Raw genomic sequence first — 23,700 nt, forward strand, 5'->3', positions numbered from 1 at the left:
TCGCGGTCGGCCCTCTCATCTGGCGCCAGCAATGGCTCCCTGGTCCGCCAGCCAGGGGACCTGACAACATCGCGCGGCCTTCATCGCTGCTCACCTTCACCCCAACGCTCTCCCGCAAGCGGGAGAGGGAGTCATTCATTCGGGAGCCCTGCGGGAGCCCCCTTCACGAGTGCCCGTCCACCCGCATCTGGAAGAGGAAGTAGGGCGGAATGCACGCCCCGCGTCCTTCGGGCTGGCCTTCGGCTTGCGCGCAGATGTAGTCCTCGCGGCAAGGCTGTTGTGCCGAGCAGCTGCGCAGGTTGCCGGGCCGCGTGTGCTTGCTCAGGCAATCGCCGAAGGGTTGCTTGGCTGCCAGGCACTGGTTGAAGTCGCTGAGGATGGCGATGCCGCCGCAGGTGCCGTTCGGGTCTTTCGGATCGCAGCGACCCGAGCACATGCCGCCGGGGAAGCCGACCGAGGTTTTCTCGCAGGCCGAATCCGCGCCTTCGCAGGTCGTGGCGGCGGTGCGCGGCAGCTTCTGCGCGCGGTCGCGCCACGGGTCGGCCGAGGCGGTGATGCGCGTGGGCTCGCAGCTGGCGCCGACGGTGGCTTTGTCGGGCGCGGCGTTCGCGTCGTCCGGCGAGGCCAGCGGGCGGAATGCGTCGGGCAGGGGTGTCGTCAGCGCGGCCTTCACATAGCGCTCGCGCCGCGCCAGTTCATCCTGCAGGTGTGGCGAGTGCGGCAGCGCGAGCGCGTTGCCGGTCGTGAAGGTGCGCGAGGCGCCGCGCCGGTCCACGCCCAGCAGGTGAAAGCCCGCGACCGCGCGGCTCTGGTGGCAGCCCGCGCAGCTCAGGTCGTCGAGCCGGCGCAGCACGGCCTGCGGTGACTGCAGCGTGCGGCTGCCGGGCACGGGCTGCCAGTCGCCGGGTGCGAACAGCTGTTCGAAGGGGCGGTTCGCCAGGCGCTCGAGGCCGCGCGGCGCAACCGAGACCGACTCGGTCGCCAGGAAGCGATCGGGGATGCGCACGGTGGCGCTGTCGAGCGCGCGCAGCGTGTCGGGCTGCTGCAGCCATTGCAGCAGCGCCTTGCGCAGCGGGGCATCGGCCTTGAGCTTCGCGACGTCGGGGGTGTTCTCGAGCGGACCCGCGTCGAAGCGCTGCGTGCCCGCGTTCCAGCGGAAGGCGCGCAGCAGGTACTCGGCATGGCCGCCGAGGTCGGGCCGCACGGCCGAGGGCCAGCGCACGCTCTGCAGGTTGGTCGTCACCTGCGCGATGCGGGCCTGCGCGAGCCGCGGCGGCGCGAGCGGGCCGTCGGCGGACACGAGCCAGCGGCCGAGGGCTTCGTCCTTCATCGATGCCTGTGGTGGTTGCCAGCGCCGCGCGGCGCTGGCGCAGCTGCCGTCGGCATCGGGCGCATCGCCGCGCAGCTCGACGGCGACGGTCATCGGCAGGCGCGATTGCATTGCGGCCGAGCGATAGGCGAGCCGGTACACGAGCCGCGTCTCGCCGCAGGCGCCGGGCTGGAAGGGGCGGCGGTCCATGCGGTTGGCCACGCCGACCAGTTCGAAGAAAGCGTCGGGGCTGGCGAGCCAGCGTGCGTCGAAGATCCGGTGCGGGTAGCGCGCAATGCCGACGCCGGCCTGCGGGTCGCGGCGTTGCAGGGCGGCGAGGCTGGTCTTCAGCGGGTCGGCGATCGATTGCCAGGCGGGCGAGCGTGCGAGCGCCTGGTTGGTGGCGATGCCGCTGGCGGCAGAGGGCACGTCGAACCAGCGGCCGAAACCGGCGCCGGCTTTCTCGGCGGCCTGCAGCGCGACGGGCGAGGTGACGAGCAGTACCGGGTCGGCTGCGTGGGCGAAGGAGGATGCGAGCGCGAGGCCGGCGGTCAGAAGGTGAAGTAGGCGTGGCACGCGGACGATTGTGCCGCCGCGAATCAGCTCGCCAGCATCTGCTGTCGCATGAGCCCGGCCACGGCCACGCCCTGCGGATCGCCCAGCCGCTCCAGCGCGGCGATCACGCCCTTGCGGTCGTCTTCCGAGCGGTCCTGGTTGAGCTTGAACTTGCCTTCGAGCACGCGCACCGGAACCTCGACCGCCGCGATCATGTCCAGGCGCGGCGCCACGAAGTCGAAGGGCATGGCGTCGAAGTCCCAGTTGCCGCCCAGCGGCGTGTCGTACAGCGCGACGGTGCGGCGCAGCACGGCATGGATGGCCATGCGTTCCTCGATCACGCGGGGCGTGCCGCGCGCGTGGATCGCGGTGTAGTTCCAGGTCGGGAAGGTGCTCTGCCTCACGTACCAGCTGGGCGTGACGAAGGCATGCGGGCCCTGGAAGATGGCGAGCACTTCGGCGCCCGCACGCAGTTCGTCGAACTGCGGGTTCTTCTTCGACAGGTGCGTGGTGAGCAGGCCGGGGCCGTCGTCTTGTGCATCGAGCAGGAAGGGCAGGTGCGTGGCGCTGGCGCCGGAGGGCCCCACGGTGATGAGCGTGCCGAAGCTCCATGCGCGGATGCCGGCGTGCAGCGTCGCGAGGTCGTTCTCGATGTACGGCTTGGGCGTGTACATGGCGAGGGTTTCAGCGCGCGGCCAGCGTGTGCATCCAGCGGGCGGCGTCGTCGAAGGCGCGGCCGGCCACGTCGGCGATCGACACAGCTTCGAGAAAGCCGTGGATCGTGCCTGGGTAGAGCACGTCGGTCACGGCCACGCCGGCTTCGCGCAGGCGCGCGGCCATGAGCACGCTGTCGTCGTGCAGCGGGTCGCACTCGGTGATTGCGAGGCACGCGGGCGGCAGGCCTTCGAGCCGCGCCGTGAGGCTGGCCAGGCGCGGGTCGCGAAAGTCTTCGGGCCGGCGCAGGTACAGGCCGTAGAACCACACCATCATGTGCAGCGACAGGCCGTACTCACCCGCGCCGTAGCGCACCACCGACTCGCGGTACAGCTCGGTGCTGTAGGCGCCGTAGTTCAGCAGCATGCCCAGCGGCAGCGCCTCGCCTGCGTCGCGCAGCACGAGGCAGGCACCCGCCGACAGATTCGCGCCCGCCGAGTCGCCGCCGATGAAGAGCTGCGCGGGGTCGATGTCGAGCGTGCCCGCGTTCGCCGCGAGCCAGCGCATCACGTCGACGCACTCATCATGCGGCTGCGGAAACTGTGCCTCGGGTGCCCGCGTGTAATCGATGCCGATGACGGCGATGCCCGCGCGGCCCGCGTACTCGCGCATCACGCGGTCGTGGGTGTCGAGGCTGAACAGCACGAAGCCGCCGCCGTGGATGTAGACCAGCGCGCCCTGCAGCCTGCGGTGCTGCGGGTAGTGCACGCGGATGCGCACGTTGCCGTGGCGCGTGGGCACCTGCTGTTCGACCGCGCGTGCCATCGCCGGGCCGCCTTCGGTCCACGGCGCGCGCACCTTCTCGGCGTTGGCGCGGCCCTCGGCGATCGGGATGGTGTGGCGCTTCGGGTAGCGGCCGCCCTCGGCCGCCATGAGGCGCATGAACTCGACGATCTGCGGATCGAGCGGGGGCGGGGCGGTGGGGTTCAGCCAGGTGGCGGGCAAGGGGTTGGCAGTCACGCAAACACTTTCTCGGGAGGGCGAAGGACGGGTTCGGCCAGCGACGCAAGCGGCCGAGGCGTGGCCGCCAGCAGCGCCTGCGTGTAGGCATGGCTCGGCCGGTCGAACACGGCGTCGCGCGGGCCTTGCTCGACGATGCGGCCGCGCTCCATCACGACGACGCGGTCGGCGATCTGCTCGACGGCCGCGAGGTCGTGGCTGATGAACAGGCACGCAAAGCCGTGGTGGGCCTGCAGGCTCTGGAACAGGCGCAGCACCTGCGCCTGGATGGTCATGTCGAGCGCGGACACGGGCTCGTCGGCCACCACGAAGGCCGGCCGGCGCACCAGGGCGCGTGCAATCGCCACGCGCTGGCGCTGGCCGCCCGAGAGCTCGTGCGGGTAGCGCGCGCCCAGGCCGTCCAGGCCGACTTCGTCGAGCGTCTCGTGCACACGCTTCACACGCGCGGCGGCATCGAGCGCGGGCAGGTGGCGCAGCGGCTCGGCCACGATTTCCTGCACGCGCATGCGCGGGTCGAGCGACGAGAACGGGTCCTGGAACACCAGCTGGCAGGCGAGCCGGAAGCGGTGCAGCGCGGCGCGGTCGGCGCTGCGCACGTCGTCGCCGCGAAACAGGATCTGCCCCGCGTGCGACGGCGCGAGCCGCAGGATGGCGCGGCCCAGCGTGGTCTTGCCCGAGCCGCTGCCGCCCACCAGCGCGACCATCTCGCCGGGGTGGATGTCCAGGTCGAGCCGGTCGATGACCTGCACCGGCGCATGGCGCTTGAAGAAGCCCGCGCGTGGGCCGGGGTAGCTCACGCACAGGCCGCGCACCTGCACCAGCGGCTGCTGCGCCGCGGCCGGGGCCGGCTTCGCGGCCTGGCGGCGCGGCAGGGCGTCGACCAGCTTGCGGGTGTAGGGCTGCTTCGGGTCGACGAGGATGGCGGGCACGTCGCCCGTCTCCACGAGCTTGCCTTTCTCCAGCACGATGGCGCGCTTCGCATAGCGCCCGACCAGCCCGAGGTTGTGCGTGATGAGCAGCACGGCCGTGCCCTGGTCTTTCGCGAGTCCGACCATGAGGTCGAGCACTTCGCGCTGGCTCAGCGTGTCCAGCGCGGTGGTGGGCTCGTCGGCGATCAGCAGGCGCGGTTTGAGCAGCATCACGCTGGCCAGCATGATGCGCTGGCGCATGCCGCCCGAGAACTCGTGCGGGTAGGCGTGCAGGCAGCGCTCGGGGTCGGCGATCTGCACGCGGCGCAGCATGTCGAGACAGCGTGCGCGAATCTCCGAGGCCGACAGCTTCGTGTGCATGCGTAGGCCCTCGGCCATCTGCTCGCCGATGCGGTGCACCGGGTTGAGCGAGACCATCGGCTCCTGGAACACCATGCCGATGCCGGGCCCGCGGATGGGGCGCATGGCCTTCACGTCGCGGGTGCTCAGGTCTTCGCCGTCGAACACGATCTGCCCGCCGCTTTGCGCGATGCCGGGCGGCAGCAGCTGCAGGATGGCGCGCGCGGCCATGGTCTTGCCACTGCCCGATTCGCCCACCACGGCAAGGAACTCGCCGGGGCGCACGTCGAACGAGAGGTCGTGCACCAGCGTCTGGGCGCCGCCGTGCAGGTCGATCTTCAGGTGCCGCACCGAGAGCACGGGCGCTGCGGAAGTAGAGGGATGGGTCATGACTTCTCCGTGCGCGGGTCGAGCCGGTCGCGCAGCGATTCGCCCAGGAGGTTGATGCCCAGCAGCGTGAGCGCGATGCACAGGCCCGGCACCAGGCACAGCCACACGGCCGAGGCCATGTAGGGGCGGGCGCTGGAGAGCATGTTGCCCCAGGTGGGCGCGGGCGGCGGCACGCCCAGGCCGAGGAAGCTCAGGGCGCTTTCCGACAGCAGCACCCAGCCGAACATGCTGGTGGCCAGCACGGCGACGGGCGCCACGCAGTTGGGCAGGATGTGGCGCCACATGGTGTAGATCTCGCCGTTGCCGATCATGCGCGAGGCCTCGACGTACTCGCGCTCGCGCAGCGACAGCACGGTGCCGCGCACCACGCGCACCACCGAGGGCGCGTAGGCCATGCTCAGTGCGAGCACGATGCCCCACTGGTTGGCGCCCACGATCACCATCACGCCCAGCGCCAGCAGCAGGCCCGGAAAGGCCAGCAGCGTGTCGTTGAAGGCCATGAGCACGCGGTCGGTCCAGCCGCGCACGAAGCCGGCAAGCACGCCCACCACGAGGCCGACAGCGGTGGCCAGCGCCACCGTGAGCAGCGCGATGAGGCAGCTGGTGGAGGCCGCGCGCATGGCGCGGCTGGCCACGTCGCGCCCGAACTCGTCGGTGCCCAGCCAGTGCGCCATCGAGGGCGGCTGCAGCTTGCCGCGCAGGTCGATGCCCAGCGGGTTGTAGGGCGTCCACAGCGCGGCCACCAGCGCCAGGACCAGCAGCACGCCGATGAGCACGCCGCCCACGAGGGTATGGGTCTTGATCTTTTTCACTGCACCGACACCCGGGGATCGAAGAGGGGATAGCACATGTCCACGATCAGGTTGATGACCACGTAGATGCAGGCCGTGAACAGCAGGCAGCCCTGCAGCACCGGGTAGTCGCGCGCGAAGATCGAATCGATCATCAGGCGGCCCAGGCCGGGCAGGGTGAACACCGTTTCGAGCACCGCGATGCCGCTCAGCAGATGGCCCAGGATGAGGCCGATCATGGTGAGCGTGGGGTTGAAGGCGTTGGGCAGCACGTGGCGGCGCAGCACCTGCGACTCGGGCACGCCCTTGGCGCGCGCGTGCGTCACGTACTCGAGCCGCAGCACCTCGATGGTGCTGGCGCGCGACATGCGCGTGAGCACGCCGGTCTCGACCAGCACCAGCGTGACGATCGGCAGAATCACGTAGAGCAGGCCCTGCGAGAAGTCTTCCGACATGGGGACGTAGCCCACCACCGGCAGCCAGTGCAGGTACTGGCCGAAGAACATCAGCAGCAGCAGGCCGAGCCAGAAGCTCGGCACCGACAGCATCAGCGTGGCCGCGCCGATGATGGCGAGGTCGGTCGGCCGGTCCTTGCGCCAGGCGGCGACGAGGCCGGCGGGCACGGCGATCAGCGAGGCCAGCGCCACGGCGGTGAGCACGATCACGGCGCTCACATGAAAGCGCTCCCAGATCAGCGGCAGCACGGCCAGGCCGTTGGTGGTCGACACGCCCAGGTCGCCGGTGAGCGCGTGGCGCAGCCACACGACGTACTGGGTGACCAGGGGCTGGTCCAGCCCCATCTGCTGGCGGGCGAGTTCGAGCTGCGCGGGGTCGGCGCCTTCGCCGAGCATGAGCTGCACCGGGTCGCCCGGAATCAGCCGCATGAGCGTGAAGACGGCAATCGACACCAGCAGCAGCGTCGGGACCGTCATGGCGATCCGGCGCAAGAGGTAGGCAAGCATGGCGGCGGCGCCCCGTCAGCCGCGCGCGTCGAGCCGGACGTTCCAGAACCGCGGCTTGGCCGGCGCCCAGCCCTTGAAGCCGGCCACGCTCTTGCGCATGGCGGTGGCGTCGCTGGCGTTGAAGAGCACGACCATCGGCACGTCCTGCAGCATCTGCTTGTGCAGCTCGTCGAACAGCACCTGGCGGCGCGCCTTGTCACGCGAGACCATGCTCTCGGTGAGCCGGGTCTGCGCGGCGGCGCTGTCCCACACCTTGCGCGGCTGCGCGGCCTTGTCGCCGGACACCATCTCGTAGTTGAGCGAGGGGTCGATGCGTGCCGAGTAGATGAAGGCCATGCTCTGGTACTGGCCCTTGGTGTAGCGGTCGAGCTGCGTGGCCCAGTCGAGCACTTCGAGTTCGATGTTGATGCCGGCCTCGGAGGCCATGGCCTGCACCAGCACGGCGGCCGAGTACAGCGCCTCGTAGCGCTTGTTGGCGACGAGCTTGATCGACTGGCCGCGGTAGCCGGCTTCGGCCAGCAGCTTCTTCGCGCCGGCGATGTCGCGCTTGTAGCCGCCGGCCTGCACGGCGCTGTAGAACGGGCTGGACGAAGGCACGACCGAGTTGTTGACGGCCGACAGGCCCTCGGTGACCGACTTGGCGATCTCGGGCGTGTCCAGCGCCAGTGCCAGCGCACGGCGGACGCGCACGTCTTTCAGCAGCGGGTCGGTGGTCTGCAGCAGCAGCGCCACCATGGTCATCACCGGCGTGGTGTCGACGCGCACGTCGCTGCGCCCGCGCATCTCGACCACGTCGGCGGGGCTGGGGCTGATGAAGGCGTCGATGCCGCCGCTGTACAGCGCCGCCTTGGCTGCGGCCGAGTCGGGAATGACGACGAAGCGCAGGTTCTCGATCTCGGCCTTCTTGCCGCCCGTGAGGCCGTCGCGCGCCTCGGGGCGCGAGCTGTAGCCGTCGAAGCGCGTGAGCTCGATGTACTGGCCGCGCTTCCACTCCTTGATCTTGTAGGGGCCGGTGCCCACGGGCTCCTTCCACTGGCCGTCGGCGCCCAGCGAGCTGCGGTGCACGATGGCGGCGCCGCCGCAGTCGGGGCGCGCCATCATCGTGAGAAACAGCGCGCTCGGGCGCTCGATCTTGAACACCACGGTCTTCGGCGTGGGCGCTTCCACCGCGAGCACCTTGGTCATGCCCTTGCCGTCGAACTCGGGCAGGCAGCGCCAGCCGCTGGTGGGCTTGAGGTAGCGCTGCCAGCTCCACACCACGTCGTCGGCCGTGAGCACCGCGCCGTTCTGGAACTTCACGCTGTCGCGCAGGGTGAAGGTGTAGGTCAGGCCGTCGGCTGAGGTGTCGACCTTGCTCGCGAGCATCGGGCCGACCGAGGTGTCTTCGCGCAGCGCGACCAGGCCTTCGACGACGTGGATGAGCACGTTGTCGGTGTTGTCGTCGCGGTTGCCGCCGGGGTCGGTGGAGCGGATGTCGGAGTTGATCTGGATCCGCATCGTCTGGCCGGCACCGGCCGGGGCCGGGGCCTGGGCAAAGGCCGCGCTGGCGGCGAGGCCGAGACCGAGGGCCAGTGCGGCAGCGGCGCGCGCAGCGGGAGGGAGGGACGGGGGCGTGGGCAGGTTCATGGCAACACTCCTGGCGATGGCTGGGCGGGGCGGGCGGATCAGAGGGAATACTCGGTGAAGCGGTGCGCCTTGAAGGGCGCCGGCGCGATGCGCATCTTTCGTGCCGCCGGGTCCATGACGATGGTCGCCACGGTGGCCGACGAGGCACCGCCGGGGCCCGCGCTCGGGCTGCGGCACACGGCGCGCGGCGCGCCGAAGCGGTCCTGCAGCGCGTCGAGCACGTCCTGCTCGGTGAGCAAACCTGCAGCGCGCCGGTTGTGCAGCGCCTCGGTCACGCGGCGGTCGCGGTAGAGCGAATCGGGCGTGGTCTCCAGGCTGCGGTCGACCACGCGCGCCAGTGCCGCCGGGGTCTTGAAGTGGTTGGCGTGCACCAGGATGCCGCCTTCGGGCTGCTGCCAGAACACCTGCTCGGGGCAGGTCTCCAGGCTCACGGCCTCGCCCTCGGCGTGCGTGATGATCATGTTGTTGGAGATCGAGCGCGCGCTGCGGCACACCACGCCCAGCGCGTTGGCGTACAGCGTCGACTGCAGGATGCCGCGGCGGATCAGCGCCAGCGGCACGCCTTGCTGCTTGCCGTCGTTGTCGGCCTTGATGAAGTTGCCGGTGACGGCGATGCCCGCGCTGTTGAGCCCCGCGCGTGCCAGCGTGCCGGCCTCGGCGAAGGTGAGCATGGCCGGGCCTTCGTCCGGCTGGATACGCAGCACCACGCCGAGTTCGAGGCTCTCGACGCGCCAGTCCCAGTTCTGCGCATGGATGAGCTTGCCGTCGCGCGCGGCCGAGGGCATGACGACCACGCCGGTGCAGCCGTCGGGCGGCTCGGTGGCTTCGAGCTGCTGGAAGGCGTAGAGCATTTCGCTGCGCGCGTTGAGCGCCACGATGTCCTCGGCCGGCACGCCCGCGCCTTCGCCCACGCCCTCGATCTCGCGCAGCATGCCGGCGTCGAAGGCCTCGACCATCGGCATGAAGCGGCGCGCCAGCGCGCGCGTGCGCTCCCAGCTCAGGCCCACGCGCTCGAAGGCGGCGCGGTAGGTGCGCAGGCTCAGGTCGATGCGGTCGCCAGCGGCGCGGCCGTACTGGCGCCCGCGCTGCTGTGCGTCGCCTTCGATGTCGTAAAGGGGGAACGAATCGATGTCCATGGTGTGTCTTGTCTCCGGGGCTTGTCTTGTGTGTCTGTGCGATGCGGCCTGGGGTGCTCAGGCTGCGGTGTCGGTGGCTTGCGCGGTCTGCGCGATGGCGGCGCGCAGGCTGTCGATGATCTGGTCGATGTGCCGGCGCTCCAGCGTGAACGGTGGCGACAGTGCAATGGTGTCGCCCACCGAGCGCACTAGCACGCCGCTTTCGTCCAGGCAGTGTTGCGCCACCGCCTGCGCATGCGTGCCGGGGCCCGAGGCCCAGGCTTGCAACTCGATGCCGGCCAGCAGGCCGACGTTGCGCACGTCGATCACGCCCGGCAGGCCGCGCAGGCTGTGCAGGCCGTCTTCGAAGTAGGGCGACAGCTCGGCGGCGCGGGCGATCAGGCCGTCTTCGGTGTAGGCGTCGAGCGTGGCCATGGCGGCGGCGCAGGCCAGCGGATGGCCCGAGTAGGTGTAGCCGTGCGAGAGCTCGACCGCGCTCACGCTGCCGTGCATGAAGGCGTCGTGCACCGCGCCGCGCATGAGCACCGCGCCCATCGGCACGGCGCCGTTGGTCAGGCCCTTGGCGGTGGTGATGAGGTCGGGCGTCACGCCGAACAGGTCGGACGCGAAGTTGCTGCCCACGCGCCCGAAGCCGGTGATGACCTCGTCGAAGATCAGCAGGATGCCGTGCCTGTCGCAGATCTCGCGCAGGCGCTTCAGGTAGCCGCGCGGCGGCGGCAGCACGCCGGTGGAGCCGGCCACGGGCTCGACGATCACGGCGGCGATGGTCGAGGCGTCGTGCAGCGAGACCAGCGCCTCGAGCGCGTCGGCCTTGTCGATGCCGTGCGGCGGCTCGCCGCGCGAGAAGGCGTTGCGCGCCAGGTCGAGCGTGTGCGGCAGGTGGTCCACGCCGTTGAGCAGCGGCCCGAAGGTGCTGCGCTGGCGCCCGATGCCGCCCACCGAGATGCCGCCGAAGCCCACGCCGTGGTACGAGCGCTCGCGCCCGATGAGCCGGTAGCGGCCCGCGTCGCCGCGCGCCCGGTGGTAGGCCACCGCGATCTTCAGCGCGGTGTCGACCGACTCGGAGCCCGAGTTGGTGAAGAACACATGGTCCATGCCGGCCGGCGCCATCTGCGTGAGGCGCTGCGCCAGCGTGAAGGCGGCGGGGTGGCCGATCTGGAAGTTGGAGGCGTAGTCGAGCACGTCGATCTGCGCCTTCATCGCCGCGCTGACCCGCGGGTTGCGGTGCCCGGCGTTCACGCACCACAGGCCGGCGATGGCATCGAGCACGCGGCGGCCGTCGGCCAGGTCGTAGTGCAGGCCCTCGCTGCCGACGATGAGGCGCGGCGCCTGCTTGAACTTGCGGTTGGGCGTGAAGGGCATCCAGAACGCGTCGAGCGAACCGGGTGGCGTTGTCAGGATATCGGCGGAAGCCACGGTGTTTTTCTCCTTGGGGAAACGACCCGTCGTCCGGGTCGGCGTGGGGCCGATCTTGAAATCCAAATTGTATTTTTGGCGCGAGATGTACATGGTTTTTTGGGGCCAAAAATACAAAAGACCCGCGATGATCGGCATCCAGCCCGTGTTTCCGGAGACCCATGGATGGCCCCGCAGCAGCAGATGCAGACGCAGATGGACAACAAGTCGGTCCCGCCGCTCACCCAGCGCGTGAGCCGCTACATCCTCGACCAGGCCCTGGCCGGCGGCTACGAGAACGGCCGCCACATGACCGAGACCGACCTGGCCGGCCGGCTCGGCATTTCGCGCACGCCGGTGCGCGCCGCGCTGCGCCTCTTGCACGAGCGTGAGTTGCTGGCGCATGTGCCCAACCGCGGCTACACGCTGGTGGCCGATCGCGAGGCGCTCGACCGCGCACGCCGCGAGATGCCGGAAGACGAAGAGAAGACGCTCTATTACCGCGTGCTGCGCGACCGCCTCGCGGGCAAGCTGCCGACGCGCGTCAACGAACTCGAGCTGGCCCAGACCTACGGCGTGCCGCGCCCGCTGCTGCGCAACGTGATGACCACGCTGCTGCAGGACGGCGTGCTGCGCGGTCGCCACTACCAGCGCTGGGAGTTCACCGAAACCCTCGACTCGGTCGAGAGCGAGCGCGAGAGCTACCGCTTTCGCCTGGTGGTCGAATGCGCGGCGCTGCGCGAGCCGGGCTTCAAGGTCGAGCATGAGCGGCTGCTCGCCTGCCGCGAACAGCAGCAGACCTTGCTGGCGCATGCCTCGCGCCATTCGTGGATGGAGTTCTTCGAGGCCAACGCGCAGTTCCACGAGCTGCTGGCCAGCGCTTCGGGCAACCGCTTCATCCTCGATGCGGTGAAGCAGCAGAACCGGCTGCGCCGCATCTCCGACTTGTCGGACTACCCGCTCGTGAACATCGACCTGCTGCGCAAGTCGTGCCGCGAGCACCTGCAGATCCTCGACGCGGTCGAGGAGAACAAGCTCGAAGTCGCCGCGAAGCACATGCACGCCCACCTGAGCCGTGCCAGCGACATCCTGGAGCGCCGCGTGATGGGCGACCTGGATGCGCTCGGCGAATGAGCCACCGCACCCTTATGACCACCCAAGAAACGACGGCTCCCGATGCCGCGCTGGCCGACGGCTGGCGCGATGGTTTTCCCACGGCCGGCACCGCGGTGCAGCGCCCGCGCGAACGCCCGATCTTCCAGGCCCCAGAGAACCGGTGGGCCTTCTCGCACCTGCGCGAGCTGCAACCGACGCGCAACGTGTCGCGCGGCACCGGCCCGGTGTCGGTGCTGCCGCGCGCCGAGCGGCCCGAGCTCGACACGCTGGCCTTCACCTTGCCCGCCGACGGCTCGCGCACCGACTGGCACAGCGCGCTCACAACGATCTGCGCCGACGGCGCGGTGGTGCTGCACCGCGGGCGCATCGTCTACGAGCGCTACTTCGGCGCGCTCGACGAGCACGGGCAGCACATGGCGATGTCGGTCACCAAGTCGGTCGTCGGCACGGTCGGCGCGATGCTCGCGGCCGAGGGCGCGCTCGATGAGCATGCGCAGGTGCGGCACTACATCCCCGAGCTGGCGGCCAGCGCCTTCGGCCGCGCCACCGTGCGCCAGGTGATGGACATGACGACCGGCATCGACTACTCGGAGGACTACACCGACCCCGATGCCGGCGTTTGGAAGCACGCGCGCGCCGGTCAGCTGTTGCCGCGTCCTGCGGGCTACGCGGGTGCCGAGGGCTACCGCCAGTTCCTGCAGACCGTGCAGGGGCAGGGCACGCACGGCGAGGCCTTTGCCTACCGCACCGTCAACACCGACGTGCTGGGCTGGCTCATCAGCCGCGTGGCGGGCCAGCCGCTGGCGCGGGTGCTGGGCGAGCGCATCTGGTCGCGCCTGGGTGCTGAGCAGGACGCGGCCTTTGCCGTGGACGGGCAGGGCGCCGAGTTCGCGGGCGGCGGTCTGTGCACCGGCCTGCGCGACCTCGCGCGGCTGGGCGAAATGATGCGGCTGGGCGGCGCCTTCAACGGCGCGCAGATCGTGCCCGAAGCCGTGGTGGCCGACATCCGCCGCGGCGCCGATCCGGCGCGCTTTGCGCTCGCGGGCTACACGCGGCTGGCCGGTTGGAGCTACAGAAACATGTGGTGGGTGGCGCACGACGCGCGCCGCACCTTCACCGCGCAAGGCATCCACGGCCAGGCGCTGCACATCGATCCCGAGGCCGAGATGGTGGTGGCGCGCTTCGCCTCGCACCCGCTGGCCGCCAACGCGCACCTGCCGACCTCGATGCCCGCCTTTCGCGCGCTGGCCGAGCACTTGATGCGCGGCTGATTTCCGTCTCTTCTCTTTCTATTTTTTCTTCATGCTCACCCAAGTCACGACCAACGCGAGCCTGCAGGCCCGCAAGAACGCCGCCTGCGCGCAGGGCATCGGCACGCTCACGCCGCACTTCACCGCCCGCGCCGACAACGCCGAGCTGTGGGACGTGGAAGGCCGACGCTTTGTCGACTTTGCCAGCGGCATCGCCACGCTCGCCACCGGCCACCGCCACCCGCGCATCGTGGCCGCCGTGCGCGCGCAGCTCGACGACTTTCATCACACCTGCTTCCACGTCACGCCCTACGAGGAATACGTGGCGCTGTGCGAGCAGTTGAACCGCGTGGTGCCTGGCCGCAGCGCGAAGAAGAGCGCGCTCTTCACGACCGGCGCCGAGGCCATCGAGAACGCGATGAAGGTGGCGCGCGCCGCCACCGGCCGCAGCGGCGTGGTGGCGTTCTCAGGCGCGTTCCACGGCCGCACCTTCATGGGCATGGCGCTCACCGGCAAGGTCGCGCCGTACAAGGCGGGCTTCGGCCCGATGCCGGGCGACGTGTGGCATGTGCCGTTTCCGGCCGCGCCGCTGGGCGTGACGGTGGACGACAGCATCGCGGCGCTCGACCGGCTGTTCAAGACCGACGTCGATCCGCAGCGCGTGGCCGCGATCGTCATCGAGCTGGTGCAGGGCGAGGGCGGCTTCTACGTGGCGCCGCACGCGCTCATGGAACACCTGCGCGCGGAGTGCGACCGCCACGGCATCCTGCTGGTCGTCGACGAAATCCAGACCGGCTTCGGGCGCACCGGCAAGCTGTTCGCGCTGGAGCACTACGGCATCGAGGCCGACCTGGTGACGACCGCCAAGAGCCTGGCCGGCGGCTTTCCGCTGTCGGCCCTCACGGGGCGCGCCCAGCTCATGGACGCCACGCGCGTCGGCAGCCTGGGCGGCACCTACGCGGGCAACCCGCTGGCGGTGGCCGCGGCGCTGGAGACGATGCGCGTGATCGAGGACGAAGGGCTGGTCGCACGCGCCCGCATGCTCGGCGAGCGATTGACGGCGTGCCTCGCGGCACTGCGCACCGAGGTGGCGCGCATCTGCGACGTGCGCGGCCTGGGCGCGATGGTGGCGGTGGAGTTTCGCGATCCGCACAGCGGCGAGCCCGATGCCGAGTTCACGAAGCGCGTGCATGCGGCGGGGCTCGAGCGCGGTCTGCTGCTGCTGACCTGCGGCGTGCACGGCAACGTGGTGCGCTTCCTGTTTCCGCTCACCATTCCGGAGGCGGTGTTCGAAGAAGGGCTGGGGCTGCTGGCCGAATCGATTCGCGCGTCCAACGTCTGAACGACTAACGGCGCGGCGCAATACCGAGCGTGCGGCAGAAGTCGTAGAAGTCTTCGAGCTGCAGCGACTTGTCGAACACCGCGTCGACGCCTGCCGACAGCGCGCCTTCACGCACCTCGGAGGTCGCGTGGTTCATGAACACCACGGTGCGCTGCGCGGGCGACTTGCGCTCCCTCAGGTGGTTGGCCACGGTCAGGCCGTTGCCTTGCGCGAGGAACACGTCGATCACGGCGGCGTCCCAGGCGTCGGGGTTCGCGTCGAGCCAGTCGATGGCTTCGTCGCTGCTGCTGGCGGTGGCGACGACTTCGCATCCGGAGAATTCCCTCAGTCCATCGGTCAGGGTGGTGGCGATCAGGGGGTTGTCTTCTATGAGGTAGATGCGGGTCATCGGTGCGTAGCCTGGAAATGAAATGCGTCGGCTCGTCTGCGCTTGTGGCGCGGGTCTGCCGGGCCGGTCCATTGTCACGAGGCGAGGGCGGGGCGGAGTCGGACAACGCCGCCACATGGCGTCCCCCGCGCACGCGAAAGCGCTGTTTGTGCATTGCATCACTGGCGTACAAGACGCGGGCGCGGGGCGTGCCTATCTTGCGGGGCTTCTTTGACTCCGTCACGACAGGTTCTTCGATGCCGCGTTCTTCGTCTTCTTTCGCTCCACCCTTCACCGCCTCGGGCCGCAGCGCGCTCGTGCAGGCGCCGCCGTGGCACTACGCCGGGTGGCTGGTCAACGTGGACTTCTCGTTCGATGCCGCACGCGGCGCGGCGCTGGTGCCGCCAGAGGTCGGCGTGGCCACGGGCCATGGCTGCGTGCATTTCGCCGACTGGCAATCGTGCGGCGACGACGGGCGCGAAATGCTCGACCCCGTGTACGCGCAATACCGCGAGACCATCGTGGTGCTCGAGATCGAATCGGCGCGCGGCGACACATCGCGCCGCTGCTTCTACTGCCCGCTCATCTACGTCGACCAGGACATCTCGATGCTGCGCGGCTGGCTGCAGGGCTGGCCCAAGAAGATCGGCCAGACCTGGCTCACGCGCAGCCTGCCGCTGATCCATCCGGCCGCCGCGCCGATGGCCGCCGGCAGCCGGCTCGGCGCGAGCCTCAGCGTGAAGGAGCGGCGGCTGGTGGATGCCACGGTCACGCTGTCGGGCGAGGCGAGCGGGCCGCTCGGCTTCCTGGCCGCGCCCACCATCGGCGCCGTCGGCTGGCCCGACCTGACGCAAGCAGGCAGCGTGGCGGTGCCGCGCTACCTGCGCGCCGACATCATCGACCGTGTCGAAACCGGCTGGGTGCAGGGCGAGGCCACGCTGCGTTTCCACGAGCATCCGGTCGAGGAACTCGCGCTGCTCGGCCCCGTGCAGGCGACGCAGGCCAGCGCGGGCTGGATGGGCCTCACGGTGCGCGGCGCGATCGCAGTGTGAGGAGGGCGCTGCCTCCGACAGGTAGCTGCGCTACCCTCGGCGGGTCATGACGCTTCCCGCCCCGACGACCTCGCACGTGATCGGCCTGCCGCTGGCCGACGGCACACCGGTCGAGGTGATGTTCGCGGGCGACCCCAAGGCGCACTTCGCGCTGCATTGGCATGCGGAGTGGAGCGTGGGCGCGATCGTCGAAGGCCGCTGCGAGTTCGTCTGCGCCGGCGCGCCCCGCTCGGCGCAGGCCGGCGAGCTGGTGCTGATGCCGCCGTTCGCGCTGCACACGGCCGGCGTGAGTGCCCAGGGCTTTCGCATGGTGATGCTGTATGTGCCGCACGCCTGGGTGGCGGCGCGAATGGGGTGGCCGGCTGGTCGGCGCGGGTCGCTGCGGCAGGAGGTCTGGCGCGACGAGGCGAGCGTCGATGCGCTCGCGCAGGCGGCATCGGCGAAGGACAGTGCGCGCATCGGCGTGCTGCTCGACGGCATCTTCCGCACGCAGACGACCGAGCCGCTCGTGGCGGTTGCGCGGGCGGCGGCTGATGCGCGCGTCGAGGCCGTGTGCGACCTGCTCGCGACCGAGGACGCCTGCCGCATCGAACCCACGTCGCTCGCCGAGCGGCTCGGCGTGTCGCGCGAGCACTTCCATCGCCTGTTCCGCGCGGCGGTCGGCATGGCGCCAGCGCAGTACGCGCGGCTGGCGCGCATCGCCCGCGCCAAGGTGCTGCTGCGCGAAGGCCACGGGCCCGCCGAGGTGGCCGCGCAATGCGGCTTTGCCGACCAGGCGCATTTCTCGCGCTGGTTCCGTCGCTGCTTCGGCGTGACGCCGGGGAACTACCGGGCAGGCGGCTCGCCAAAAACCGTCGCGTGAGAAACTACGCCCCCGAGCGAGCGCCCCGCGTATGAACGACAAGTCCTTGAATCTGAAAGAAAAAATCATCTCCGTCGCGCCCATGATGGACTGGACCGACAGGCATTGCCGCGTCTTCCACCGCCTCATGACACGCCACGCGCTGCTCTACACGGAGATGGTGACCACCGGCGCGCTGATCCACGGCGACGTGCCGCGCCACCTGCGCTTTCATGAAGAAGAACACCCTGTCGCGTTGCAGCTCGGCGGCAGCGAGCCACACGACCTGGCCCATTGCGCGAAGCTCGGCGAGGAGTGGGGTTACGACGAGATCAACCTGAATTGCGGCTGCCCGAGCGAGCGCGTGCAGCGCGGCGCGTTCGGGGCCTGCCTCATGAACGAGCCGCAGCTGGTGGCCGATTGCGTGAAGGCGATGGTCGACGTGGTCGATGTGCCGGTCACGGTGAAGCACCGCATCGGCATCGACAAGATCGAGAGCTACGAGTTCGTGCGCGACTTTGTCGGCGCGGTGAGCGAGGCGGGCTGCGGCACCTTCATCGTGCATGCGCGCAACGCCTGGCTGCAGGGCCTGAGCCCGAAGCAGAACCGCGAGATTCCGCCGCTGCGCTATGCGCTGGTGCACCGCCTGAAGCACGACTTTCCGGCGCTGCAGTTTTCGATCAACGGCGGCATCGCCACCAACGCGCAGGTGCACGAGCACCTGCGGCTGCTCGACGGCGCCATGATCGGCCGCGAGGCGTACCACAACCCCTGGTGGCTGGCCGAATGGGACGCCGAGTTCTACGGCGACGCCCCCCAGACGCTCACGCGCGAGGACATCGAGGCGCAGATGTGCGACTACATGGTGCGCGAGGCAACCGAACACGGCACCAACTGGTGGTCGATCGCACGCCACATGCTGGGCCTGCGCAACGGCCTGCCCGGCGCGCGCCGCTGGCGCCAGGTCTGGAGCGACCACCGCCTGAAGACCCGTCCGCCGCACGAAGTGATGGCGCTGGCGCACGAACCCGTCGCCGCTCAGGCCGCCTGATTCCCTTCGCCGCCGTCACCGACTTTGTAGACAGTCAACACAATTGAGCGAAGTTGACGCTCGATGGAACACAGTTTCATGACAATGCAACAACAAGTGTGAGCGAAGCACCTGTTTTTGCTCAAGAATAAGGCGGTCAGGGAAACAAGAAAAAGGTTCTGTCTTATGAGTGAAGCTGTGGGCGGCAAGGAAGAAGTCAGTGCGCTTGCCAGGGGGTTGTCGCTGCTGAAGGTCATCGGGATGTCAGCGGCACCCGTCGGAAACCGGGAATTGGCCGACACCACCGGCATCCCGAAGGCCACGGTGTCGCGCCTCACGGCGACGTTGGTGGGCGCGGGGTTTCTGCGGCAGTCGCAGGACAGCGAGCGCTTCAGCCTGGGGCCGGTGCTGCTCGACATGAGCAGCCGCTACCTGCGCAATTTCGACCTGAGGTCGCTGGCGCGTCCCCATCTCGGCAACCTGGCGGAACTGTCGGGGGCCAGCATCCACATGGCGGTGCGCGACGATCTGGACATGCTGGTCATCGACTCGCTGCGCCCGCGCTCGGCGCTCATCAGCTCCCGCATCGACGTCGGCTCGCGCATGTCGATCGCCACCTCCGCCTCCGGCCGTGCCTACATCGGCGCCTTGCCCTCGGCCGAGCAGTCGGCGCTGCTGGAGCAGATCCGGCTCGAAACCGGCGAGAACTGGCACGCCATCGAGCCGCGCCTCATCGCCAGCCTGGAAGAGTACGCCCGCCTGGGCTACTGCACCTCCTTCGGCGAATGGAACCCCCAGATCCACGCCCTGGGCTTCGCGCTCGAAGGCCCGCGCGGCGAGCGCTACGGCGTGAGCTGCGGCGGCCCCGCGTACCTGCTGCCAAGGGAGACCATGCTGACCCGCGTAGCCCCTCGCATGCTGGAAATCGCCCATCGCATCTCTACAGAGGCAGGCACCCTCACCTTGGACTGAACGAGGCCGCGCCGCAGGCGCAGGCCCCTTCGCGAGACGCCGCGGAACCGGCTCTGCCGGGCCGCAGGCGTCGCCCCCGGAAGGGGGTTGGCGAAGCGACACGAAGTGCGCGAAGCCTGGGGGAGAGCCTTATACAGCGGCTTCGAGGCCGTTGAGGAAGTGCTCGCGCATGCGCGCCATGGCCGTGGCCGCGTCGCGCGCCTCGATGGCCGCCATCACCGCGCGGTGCTCCGCCAGCGATTCGGCAATGCGCCCCGCCTTCAGCAGCGAGTTGTGGCGATTGAGCTTCATCACCTTGCGCAGGTCGGCCACCATCTGGTCGCGCCACTTGTTGTTGGCAATGGCCAGCAGGCTCATGTGGAAGCGCTCGTTCACCGCAAAGAAGTGCTCGCGGTCTTCCTTGCCGGGGGCGGCGGCGGCTTCCAGCTCGGCATGCAGCGCCTTCAGCTCGGCGCGCTGGGCGTCGGTGGCGCGCTCGGCCACCACGCCGGCGGCGTCGCTCTCGAGCAGGGAGAGCAGGTGATACACATCGGCCAAATCCTGCTCCGACACTTCGGTGACGTAGGCGCCGCGGCGCACCTTCATCGTCACCAGCCCTTCGGCGGCCAGCACCTTCAGCGCCTCGCGCAGGGGCGTGCGGCTGATGCCGTATTCCTCGGCCAGCTTGAGTTCGTCGATCCAGCTGCCGGGCTCCAGCTCGCGGCGGAAGATCCGTTGGCGCAGGAGCTCGGCCACCTCTTCATAGAGGGCGCGGGGGGTCAGGGTGACGGCGGACATGGGCTGCACTGTACTTCAAAAAATGCGTTTGAATTAATAATTACGGATGGGTTAGACTTGTGAACGGCTTGCAAATCCGTGCAAGCGACCTTGCGAATCCCGTCAGACCACCGCCTGGAGCGGCGCCTTCCATGAGCAGCAGCACACCCGAACCCACCTACAAGCCGGCCGACCTCGACGCCTGGGCCAAGTCCGCCGCCAAGTCGGCGCCCGGCGGCGACGTGAATGCGCTGAACTGGATCACGCCCGACGGCATCAGCGTGAAGCCGCTGTACACCGCGGCCGACTTGCAAGGCCTGAAGTACACCGACACGCTGCCCGGCTTCGAGCCCTACCTGCGCGGCCCGCAGGCCACCATGTACGCGGTGCGCCCCTGGACCATCCGCCAGTACGCCGGCTTCTCCACGGCCGAAGAATCGAACGCGTTCTACCGCAAGGCGCTGGCCGCCGGCGGCCAGGGCGTGAGCGTGGCCTTCGACCTGGCCACCCACCGCGGCTACGACAGCGACCATCCGCGCGTGACCGGCGACGTTGGCAAGGCCGGCGTGGCGATCGATTCGGTCGAGGACATGAAGATCCTGTTCGACCAGATCCCGCTGGACAAGGTGAGTGTCTCGATGACGATGAACGGCGCCGTGTTGCCGGTGCTCGCAGGCTACGTGGTCGCGGCCGAAGAGCAGGGCGTGGCGCAGGATCAACTGAGCGGAACCATCCAGAACGACATCCTCAAGGAGTTCATGGTCCGCAACACGTACATCTTTCCGCCGGCGCCGAGCATGCGGATCATTGGCGACATCATCGAGTACACGGCGCAGAAGATGCCCAAGTTCAACTCGATCTCGATCAGCGGCTATCACATGCAGGAAGCCGGCGCCAACCAGGCGCTGGAGCTCGCGTTCACGCTGGCCGACGGCAAGGAGTACGTGAAGACCGCGCTGGCCAAGGGCCTCGACGTCGACGGCTTTGCCGGCCGCCTGAGCTTCTTCTGGGCCATCGGCATGAACTTCTACCTCGAAGTGGCCAAGATGCGCGCGGCGCGCCTCTTGTGGTGCCGCATCATGAAGGAGTTCAACCCCAAGAACCCCAAGAGCCTGATGCTGCGCACGCACTGCCAAACGTCTGGCTGGTCGCTCACCGAGCAGGACCCGTACAACAACGTGGTGCGCACCACCATCGAGGCGATGGCCGCGGTGTTCGGCGGCACGCAGTCGCTGCACACCAACGCGCTCGACGAAGCCATTGCGCTGCCCACCGAGTTCAGCTCGCGCATCGCGCGCAACACGCAGCTGATCATCCAGGAGGAGACGCACATCACGAACGTGATCGATCCCTGGGCCGGCAGCTACATGATGGAAAAGCTCACGCAGGACATGGCCGACGCCGCCTGGACCATCATCGAAGAGGTCGAGGCGATGGGTGGCATGACCAAGGCCGTGGACAGCGGCTGGGCCAAGCTCAAGATCGAGGCCGCCGCCGCCGAGAAGCAGGCGCGCATCGACTCGGGCAAGGACGTGATCGTCGGCGTCAACAAGTACAAGCTCAAGAACGAGGACGCGATCGACAGCCTGTCGATCGACAACGTCAAGGTGCGCGAGCAGCAGGTGGCGCGCCTGCAGAGCATCCGCGCTTCGCGCGACAACGCCAAGGTGCAGGCCGCGCTCGACGCGCTCACCGAAGCCGCCGAAAGCAATACCGGCAACCTGCTGGCGCTGAGCATCGACGCGGTGCGTGCGCGCGCCACCGTCGGCGAAATTTCCGATGCCCTCGAAAAATCCTTCGGCCGCCATCGCGCCGACACGCAGAAGGTGACCGGTGTGTACGCTGCCGCCTACGACTCGGCCGAAGGCTGGGAAAACCTCAAGACCGAGATCAACGCGTTCGCCGAGGCGCAGGGCCGTCGCCCGCGCGTGATGATTTCCAAGCTGGGCCAGGATGGGCACGACCGCGGCGCGAAGGTGGTGGCCACCGCGTTCGCCGACCTGGGCTTCGACGTCGACATGGGCCCGCTGTTCCAGACGCCCGAAGAGTGCGCGCGCCAGGCCATCGAGAACGACGTGCATGCCGTGGGCGTGAGCACGCTCGCCGCCGGCCACAAGACCCTCGTGCCGGCCATCATCGAAGAGCTGCGCAAGCAGGGCGCGGACGACATCATCGTCTTCGTCGGCGGCGTGATTCCGCGCCAGGACTACGACTTCCTCTACGAAGCCGGCGTCAAGGGCATCTACGGCCCGGGCACGCCCATCCCGGCCAGCGCCAAGGACGTGCTGGAGCAGATCCGCGCGGCCGTCGCAGTCTGAGACGAATCGACGTGGGCGATCTCTTGTCGCGGCTGTCGCTGCAGCCCGTGGATTCCAGCGATTTCGAAGACATGCTGGCCGTGCGCATCGATGCGATGCGTCCGAGCCTGGAGCGCGTCGGCCGTTTCGACCTCACGCGCTCGCGCGAGCGCCTGTCGGCCGGTTTCGTGGTGCCGTACATGCACCACATCGTGCTCGACGGCGAGCAGCGCCTGGGCTTCATCACGCTCAAGCCCGAGGACGCGGATGCGCTGCGCCTCGATCACCTGTACCTGCGCACCGGCTTCCAGGGGCGCGGCATCGGCGAATGGGCGCTGCGCTGGGCCAAGGCGCAGGCGCGCGAACAGAAGCTGGACATCAAGCTCACCGCGCTCGTGCAGAGCGACGCCAACCGCTTCTACCAGCGGCACGGCTTCGTGCTCGAAGGCGAGGAGGGCGTCGACCTGCACTACCGCTGGCGCGTGGCGTCGGAGGCCGCGTGCTGAACACCGTCGGCGCGCTCGAACGCGCGCTCGCCGATGCGCCGGGCATGGCGCAGCGGCGTGCCATCGCCAAGGCGATCACGCTGCTCGAATCGACGCGCACCGACCACCGCGCGCAGGCCGACGAGCTGCTCACGGCACTGCTGCCGCGCACCGGCGCATCGTTTCGCCTCGGCATCTCGGGCGTGCCCGGCGTGGGCAAGTCGACCTTCATCGAAACGCTGGGCCTGCTGCTGATCGGCAAGGGCCACCGCGTGGCCGTGCTCACCATCGACCCGTCCTCCACCGTGTCGGGCGGCTCCATCCTCGGCGACAAGACGCGCATGGAGCGCCTGTCGGTGCACGAGCGCGCCTACATCCGGCCCAGCCCGTCGAGCGGCACGCTCGGCGGCGTGGCCGAGAAGACGCGCGAGGCCATGCTGGTCTGCGAGGCCGCGGGCTACGACATCGTGATCGTCGAGACCGTGGGCGTGGGCCAGAGCGAAACGGCCGTGGCCGGCATGACCGACATGTTCGTGCTGCTGCAGCTGCCCAATGCGGGCGATGACCTGCAGGCGATCAAGAAGGGCGTGATGGAGCTGGCCGACCTGGTCGCCATCAACAAGGCCGACATCGACCGCGACGCCGCCACGCGCGCGCAGGCCCAGATCACCTCGGCGCTGCGCCTGTTCGGCCACCAGGGCAACCCCGACCACGCGCACGCCGTGCACGACGCCCACAGCGGCGTGGAGCGCCGCTTCTGGCTGCCCAAGGTGCTGCAGCTCAGTGCGCTCGCCGGCACTGGGGTCGACGCCTTCTGGGACGCCGTGCTCGAATTCAAGACGCTCCAGACCGCCAACGGCAAGCTCGCGAAGCGCCGCGAAAAACAGGCCACCGCGTGGATGTGGGAACGCATCGACGCCGGGCTCAAGCAGGCGTTTCGCCAGCATGCGCAGGTGCGCGAGCTGCTGCCGCAACTCACGCAGCAGGTGGCCCAGGGCAGCCTGCCGGCCTCGACGGCGGCGCGCCAGCTGCTCGCAGCGGCCGCCATCACCGCCCGGGTGTGACACCTCGGCCCCCACAAGACTC

21 protein-coding genes are annotated in these 23,700 nt (G+C 69.4%); 10 read left to right on the top strand and 11 right to left on the bottom strand.

The features are described from left to right. Positions 1–163 precede the first annotated feature (163 nt). The 9 genes from VHAB30_RS07465 to VHAB30_RS07505 are packed head-to-tail and all read right to left on the bottom strand — an operon-like array spanning position 164 to position 11,127. Complete coding sequence (locus VHAB30_RS07465) at positions 164–1,885, bottom strand: hypothetical protein (RefSeq protein ID WP_235926501.1); 1,722 nt, start codon at positions 1,883–1,885, stop codon at positions 164–166. Between the two features lie 23 nt (positions 1,886–1,908). Next, positions 1,909–2,538, bottom strand: a complete 630-nt coding sequence (locus VHAB30_RS07470; RefSeq protein WP_159276401.1) for an FMN-binding negative transcriptional regulator — start codon at positions 2,536–2,538, stop codon at positions 1,909–1,911. A gap of 10 nt (positions 2,539–2,548) precedes the next feature. Further along, positions 2,549–3,538, bottom strand: a complete 990-nt coding sequence (locus VHAB30_RS07475) for an alpha/beta hydrolase fold domain-containing protein (protein ID WP_216850701.1) — start codon at positions 3,536–3,538, stop codon at positions 2,549–2,551. Continuing rightward, complete coding sequence (locus VHAB30_RS07480) at positions 3,535–5,196, bottom strand: ABC transporter ATP-binding protein (protein WP_159276403.1); 1,662 nt, start codon at positions 5,194–5,196, stop codon at positions 3,535–3,537. The genes VHAB30_RS07475 and VHAB30_RS07480 overlap by 4 nt, the downstream gene beginning before the upstream one ends. After that, complete coding sequence (locus VHAB30_RS07485) at positions 5,193–6,008, bottom strand: ABC transporter permease (RefSeq protein ID WP_159271486.1); 816 nt, start codon at positions 6,006–6,008, stop codon at positions 5,193–5,195. Before VHAB30_RS07485 ends, VHAB30_RS07480 begins: the two co-directional genes overlap by 4 nt. Beyond that, complete coding sequence (locus VHAB30_RS07490; RefSeq protein ID WP_062473187.1) at positions 6,005–6,949, bottom strand: ABC transporter permease; 945 nt, start codon at positions 6,947–6,949, stop codon at positions 6,005–6,007. Before VHAB30_RS07490 ends, VHAB30_RS07485 begins: the two co-directional genes overlap by 4 nt. A 15-nt stretch (positions 6,950–6,964) precedes the next feature. After that, positions 6,965–8,575, bottom strand: a complete 1,611-nt coding sequence (locus VHAB30_RS07495; protein WP_159276405.1) for an ABC transporter substrate-binding protein — start codon at positions 8,573–8,575, stop codon at positions 6,965–6,967. 38 nt (positions 8,576–8,613) lie between these two features. Further along, entirely contained in the window at positions 8,614–9,711 is a 1,098-nt protein-coding gene (locus tag VHAB30_RS07500) for a C45 family autoproteolytic acyltransferase/hydolase (RefSeq protein WP_159276408.1), read from the bottom strand. A gap of 57 nt (positions 9,712–9,768) precedes the next feature. After that, complete coding sequence (locus VHAB30_RS07505) at positions 9,769–11,127, bottom strand: aspartate aminotransferase family protein (protein WP_235926504.1); 1,359 nt, start codon at positions 11,125–11,127, stop codon at positions 9,769–9,771. 165 nt (positions 11,128–11,292) lie between these two features. On the opposite strand from VHAB30_RS07505, the gene VHAB30_RS07510 reads away from it, so the two are divergent. From VHAB30_RS07510 to gabT, 3 genes are read left to right on the top strand one after another with little or no spacing between them, the layout of a single operon-like run. Continuing rightward, positions 11,293–12,240: a GntR family transcriptional regulator gene (locus VHAB30_RS07510; protein WP_159276412.1), complete on the top strand. Its 948-nt coding sequence runs from the start codon at positions 11,293–11,295 to the stop codon at positions 12,238–12,240. A gap of 14 nt (positions 12,241–12,254) precedes the next feature. Then, on the top strand, positions 12,255–13,493 hold the full coding sequence (locus VHAB30_RS07515; protein ID WP_235926506.1) for a serine hydrolase domain-containing protein: 1,239 nt from the start codon (positions 12,255–12,257) through the stop codon (positions 13,491–13,493). Between the two features lie 31 nt (positions 13,494–13,524). Beyond that, positions 13,525–14,814 carry a 4-aminobutyrate--2-oxoglutarate transaminase gene (gabT, locus tag VHAB30_RS07520; RefSeq protein WP_159276416.1) on the top strand — a complete coding sequence of 430 codons (1,290 nt, stop codon included), beginning with the start codon at positions 13,525–13,527 and terminating at the stop codon, positions 14,812–14,814. Positions 14,815–14,818: 4 nt separating this feature from the next. Here gabT and VHAB30_RS07525 read toward each other — a convergent pair whose 3' ends face one another. After that, positions 14,819–15,202, bottom strand: a complete 384-nt coding sequence (locus tag VHAB30_RS07525; protein ID WP_062473196.1) for a response regulator — start codon at positions 15,200–15,202, stop codon at positions 14,819–14,821. A 236-nt stretch (positions 15,203–15,438) separates the two neighbouring features. On the opposite strand from VHAB30_RS07525, the gene VHAB30_RS07530 reads away from it, so the two are divergent. The 4 genes from VHAB30_RS07530 to VHAB30_RS07545 all read left to right on the top strand — a co-directional run bounded on the left by VHAB30_RS07530 (position 15,439) and on the right by VHAB30_RS07545 (position 19,076). Next, positions 15,439–16,233, top strand: coding sequence for an acetoacetate decarboxylase family protein (locus VHAB30_RS07530; RefSeq protein ID WP_159276418.1), 795 nt, complete (start codon positions 15,439–15,441; stop codon positions 16,231–16,233). A 46-nt stretch (positions 16,234–16,279) separates the two neighbouring features. After that, positions 16,280–17,095, top strand: coding sequence for an AraC family transcriptional regulator (locus tag VHAB30_RS07535; RefSeq protein ID WP_159276421.1), 816 nt, complete (start codon positions 16,280–16,282; stop codon positions 17,093–17,095). A gap of 31 nt (positions 17,096–17,126) precedes the next feature. Next, positions 17,127–18,125: a tRNA dihydrouridine(20/20a) synthase DusA gene (gene dusA, locus VHAB30_RS07540; protein WP_159276423.1), complete on the top strand. Its 999-nt coding sequence runs from the start codon at positions 17,127–17,129 to the stop codon at positions 18,123–18,125. A 165-nt stretch (positions 18,126–18,290) separates the two neighbouring features. After that, the gene (locus tag VHAB30_RS07545; RefSeq protein WP_159276425.1) at positions 18,291–19,076 is read left to right on the top strand and encodes an IclR family transcriptional regulator; all 786 of its coding nucleotides are present in this window, start codon (positions 18,291–18,293) and stop codon (positions 19,074–19,076) included. Between the two features lie 129 nt (positions 19,077–19,205). Here the strand turns inward: VHAB30_RS07545 and VHAB30_RS07550 are convergent, their stop codons facing one another. Next, positions 19,206–19,853, bottom strand: a complete 648-nt coding sequence (locus tag VHAB30_RS07550) for a GntR family transcriptional regulator (RefSeq protein WP_095947169.1) — start codon at positions 19,851–19,853, stop codon at positions 19,206–19,208. A gap of 131 nt (positions 19,854–19,984) precedes the next feature. Here VHAB30_RS07550 and scpA point away from each other — a divergent pair, with 131 nt between their 5' ends. Genes scpA through meaB form a run of 3 tightly spaced genes read left to right on the top strand, consistent with a single transcriptional unit; the run spans position 19,985 to position 23,678 of the window. Beyond that, positions 19,985–22,150, top strand: coding sequence for a methylmalonyl-CoA mutase (gene scpA, locus VHAB30_RS07555; protein ID WP_159276426.1), 2,166 nt, complete (start codon positions 19,985–19,987; stop codon positions 22,148–22,150). Positions 22,151–22,161: 11 nt separating this feature from the next. Then, positions 22,162–22,635: a GNAT family N-acetyltransferase gene (locus tag VHAB30_RS07560; RefSeq protein WP_062473207.1), complete on the top strand. Its 474-nt coding sequence runs from the start codon at positions 22,162–22,164 to the stop codon at positions 22,633–22,635. Further along, positions 22,629–23,678, top strand: a complete 1,050-nt coding sequence (gene meaB / locus VHAB30_RS07565; protein WP_095745699.1) for a methylmalonyl Co-A mutase-associated GTPase MeaB — start codon at positions 22,629–22,631, stop codon at positions 23,676–23,678. Before VHAB30_RS07560 ends, meaB begins: the two co-directional genes overlap by 7 nt. Positions 23,679–23,700: the final 22 nt, after the last annotated feature.

It is taken from the genome of Variovorax boronicumulans (assembly GCF_009811375.1).
Lineage (GTDB): Bacteria > Pseudomonadota > Gammaproteobacteria > Burkholderiales > Burkholderiaceae_C > Variovorax > Variovorax boronicumulans.

Excerpts from the sequence above, each read along its gene's own strand:
- VHAB30_RS07470 (WP_159276401.1), bottom strand. The coding sequence starts at position 2,538 with ATGTACACGCCCAAGCCGTACATCGAGAACGACCTCGCGACGCTGCAC.
- VHAB30_RS07480 (WP_159276403.1), bottom strand. The coding sequence starts at position 5,196 with ATGACCCATCCCTCTACTTCCGCAGCGCCCGTGCTCTCGGTGCGGCAC.
- VHAB30_RS07490 (WP_062473187.1), bottom strand. The coding sequence starts at position 6,949 with ATGCTTGCCTACCTCTTGCGCCGGATCGCCATGACGGTCCCGACGCTG.
- VHAB30_RS07495 (WP_159276405.1), bottom strand. The coding sequence starts at position 8,575 with ATGAACCTGCCCACGCCCCCGTCCCTCCCTCCCGCTGCGCGCGCCGCT.
- VHAB30_RS07500 (WP_159276408.1), bottom strand. The coding sequence starts at position 9,711 with ATGGACATCGATTCGTTCCCCCTTTACGACATCGAAGGCGACGCACAG.
- VHAB30_RS07510 (WP_159276412.1), top strand. The coding sequence starts at position 11,293 with ATGGCCCCGCAGCAGCAGATGCAGACGCAGATGGACAACAAGTCGGTC.
- VHAB30_RS07515 (WP_235926506.1), top strand. The coding sequence starts at position 12,255 with ATGACCACCCAAGAAACGACGGCTCCCGATGCCGCGCTGGCCGACGGC.
- gabT (WP_159276416.1), top strand. The coding sequence starts at position 13,525 with ATGCTCACCCAAGTCACGACCAACGCGAGCCTGCAGGCCCGCAAGAAC.
- VHAB30_RS07525 (WP_062473196.1), bottom strand. The coding sequence starts at position 15,202 with ATGACCCGCATCTACCTCATAGAAGACAACCCCCTGATCGCCACCACC.
- VHAB30_RS07530 (WP_159276418.1), top strand. The coding sequence starts at position 15,439 with ATGCCGCGTTCTTCGTCTTCTTTCGCTCCACCCTTCACCGCCTCGGGC.
- VHAB30_RS07535 (WP_159276421.1), top strand. The coding sequence starts at position 16,280 with ATGACGCTTCCCGCCCCGACGACCTCGCACGTGATCGGCCTGCCGCTG.
- dusA (WP_159276423.1), top strand. The coding sequence starts at position 17,127 with ATGAACGACAAGTCCTTGAATCTGAAAGAAAAAATCATCTCCGTCGCG.
- VHAB30_RS07545 (WP_159276425.1), top strand. The coding sequence starts at position 18,291 with ATGAGTGAAGCTGTGGGCGGCAAGGAAGAAGTCAGTGCGCTTGCCAGG.
- VHAB30_RS07550 (WP_095947169.1), bottom strand. The coding sequence starts at position 19,853 with ATGTCCGCCGTCACCCTGACCCCCCGCGCCCTCTATGAAGAGGTGGCC.
- scpA (WP_159276426.1), top strand. The coding sequence starts at position 19,985 with ATGAGCAGCAGCACACCCGAACCCACCTACAAGCCGGCCGACCTCGAC.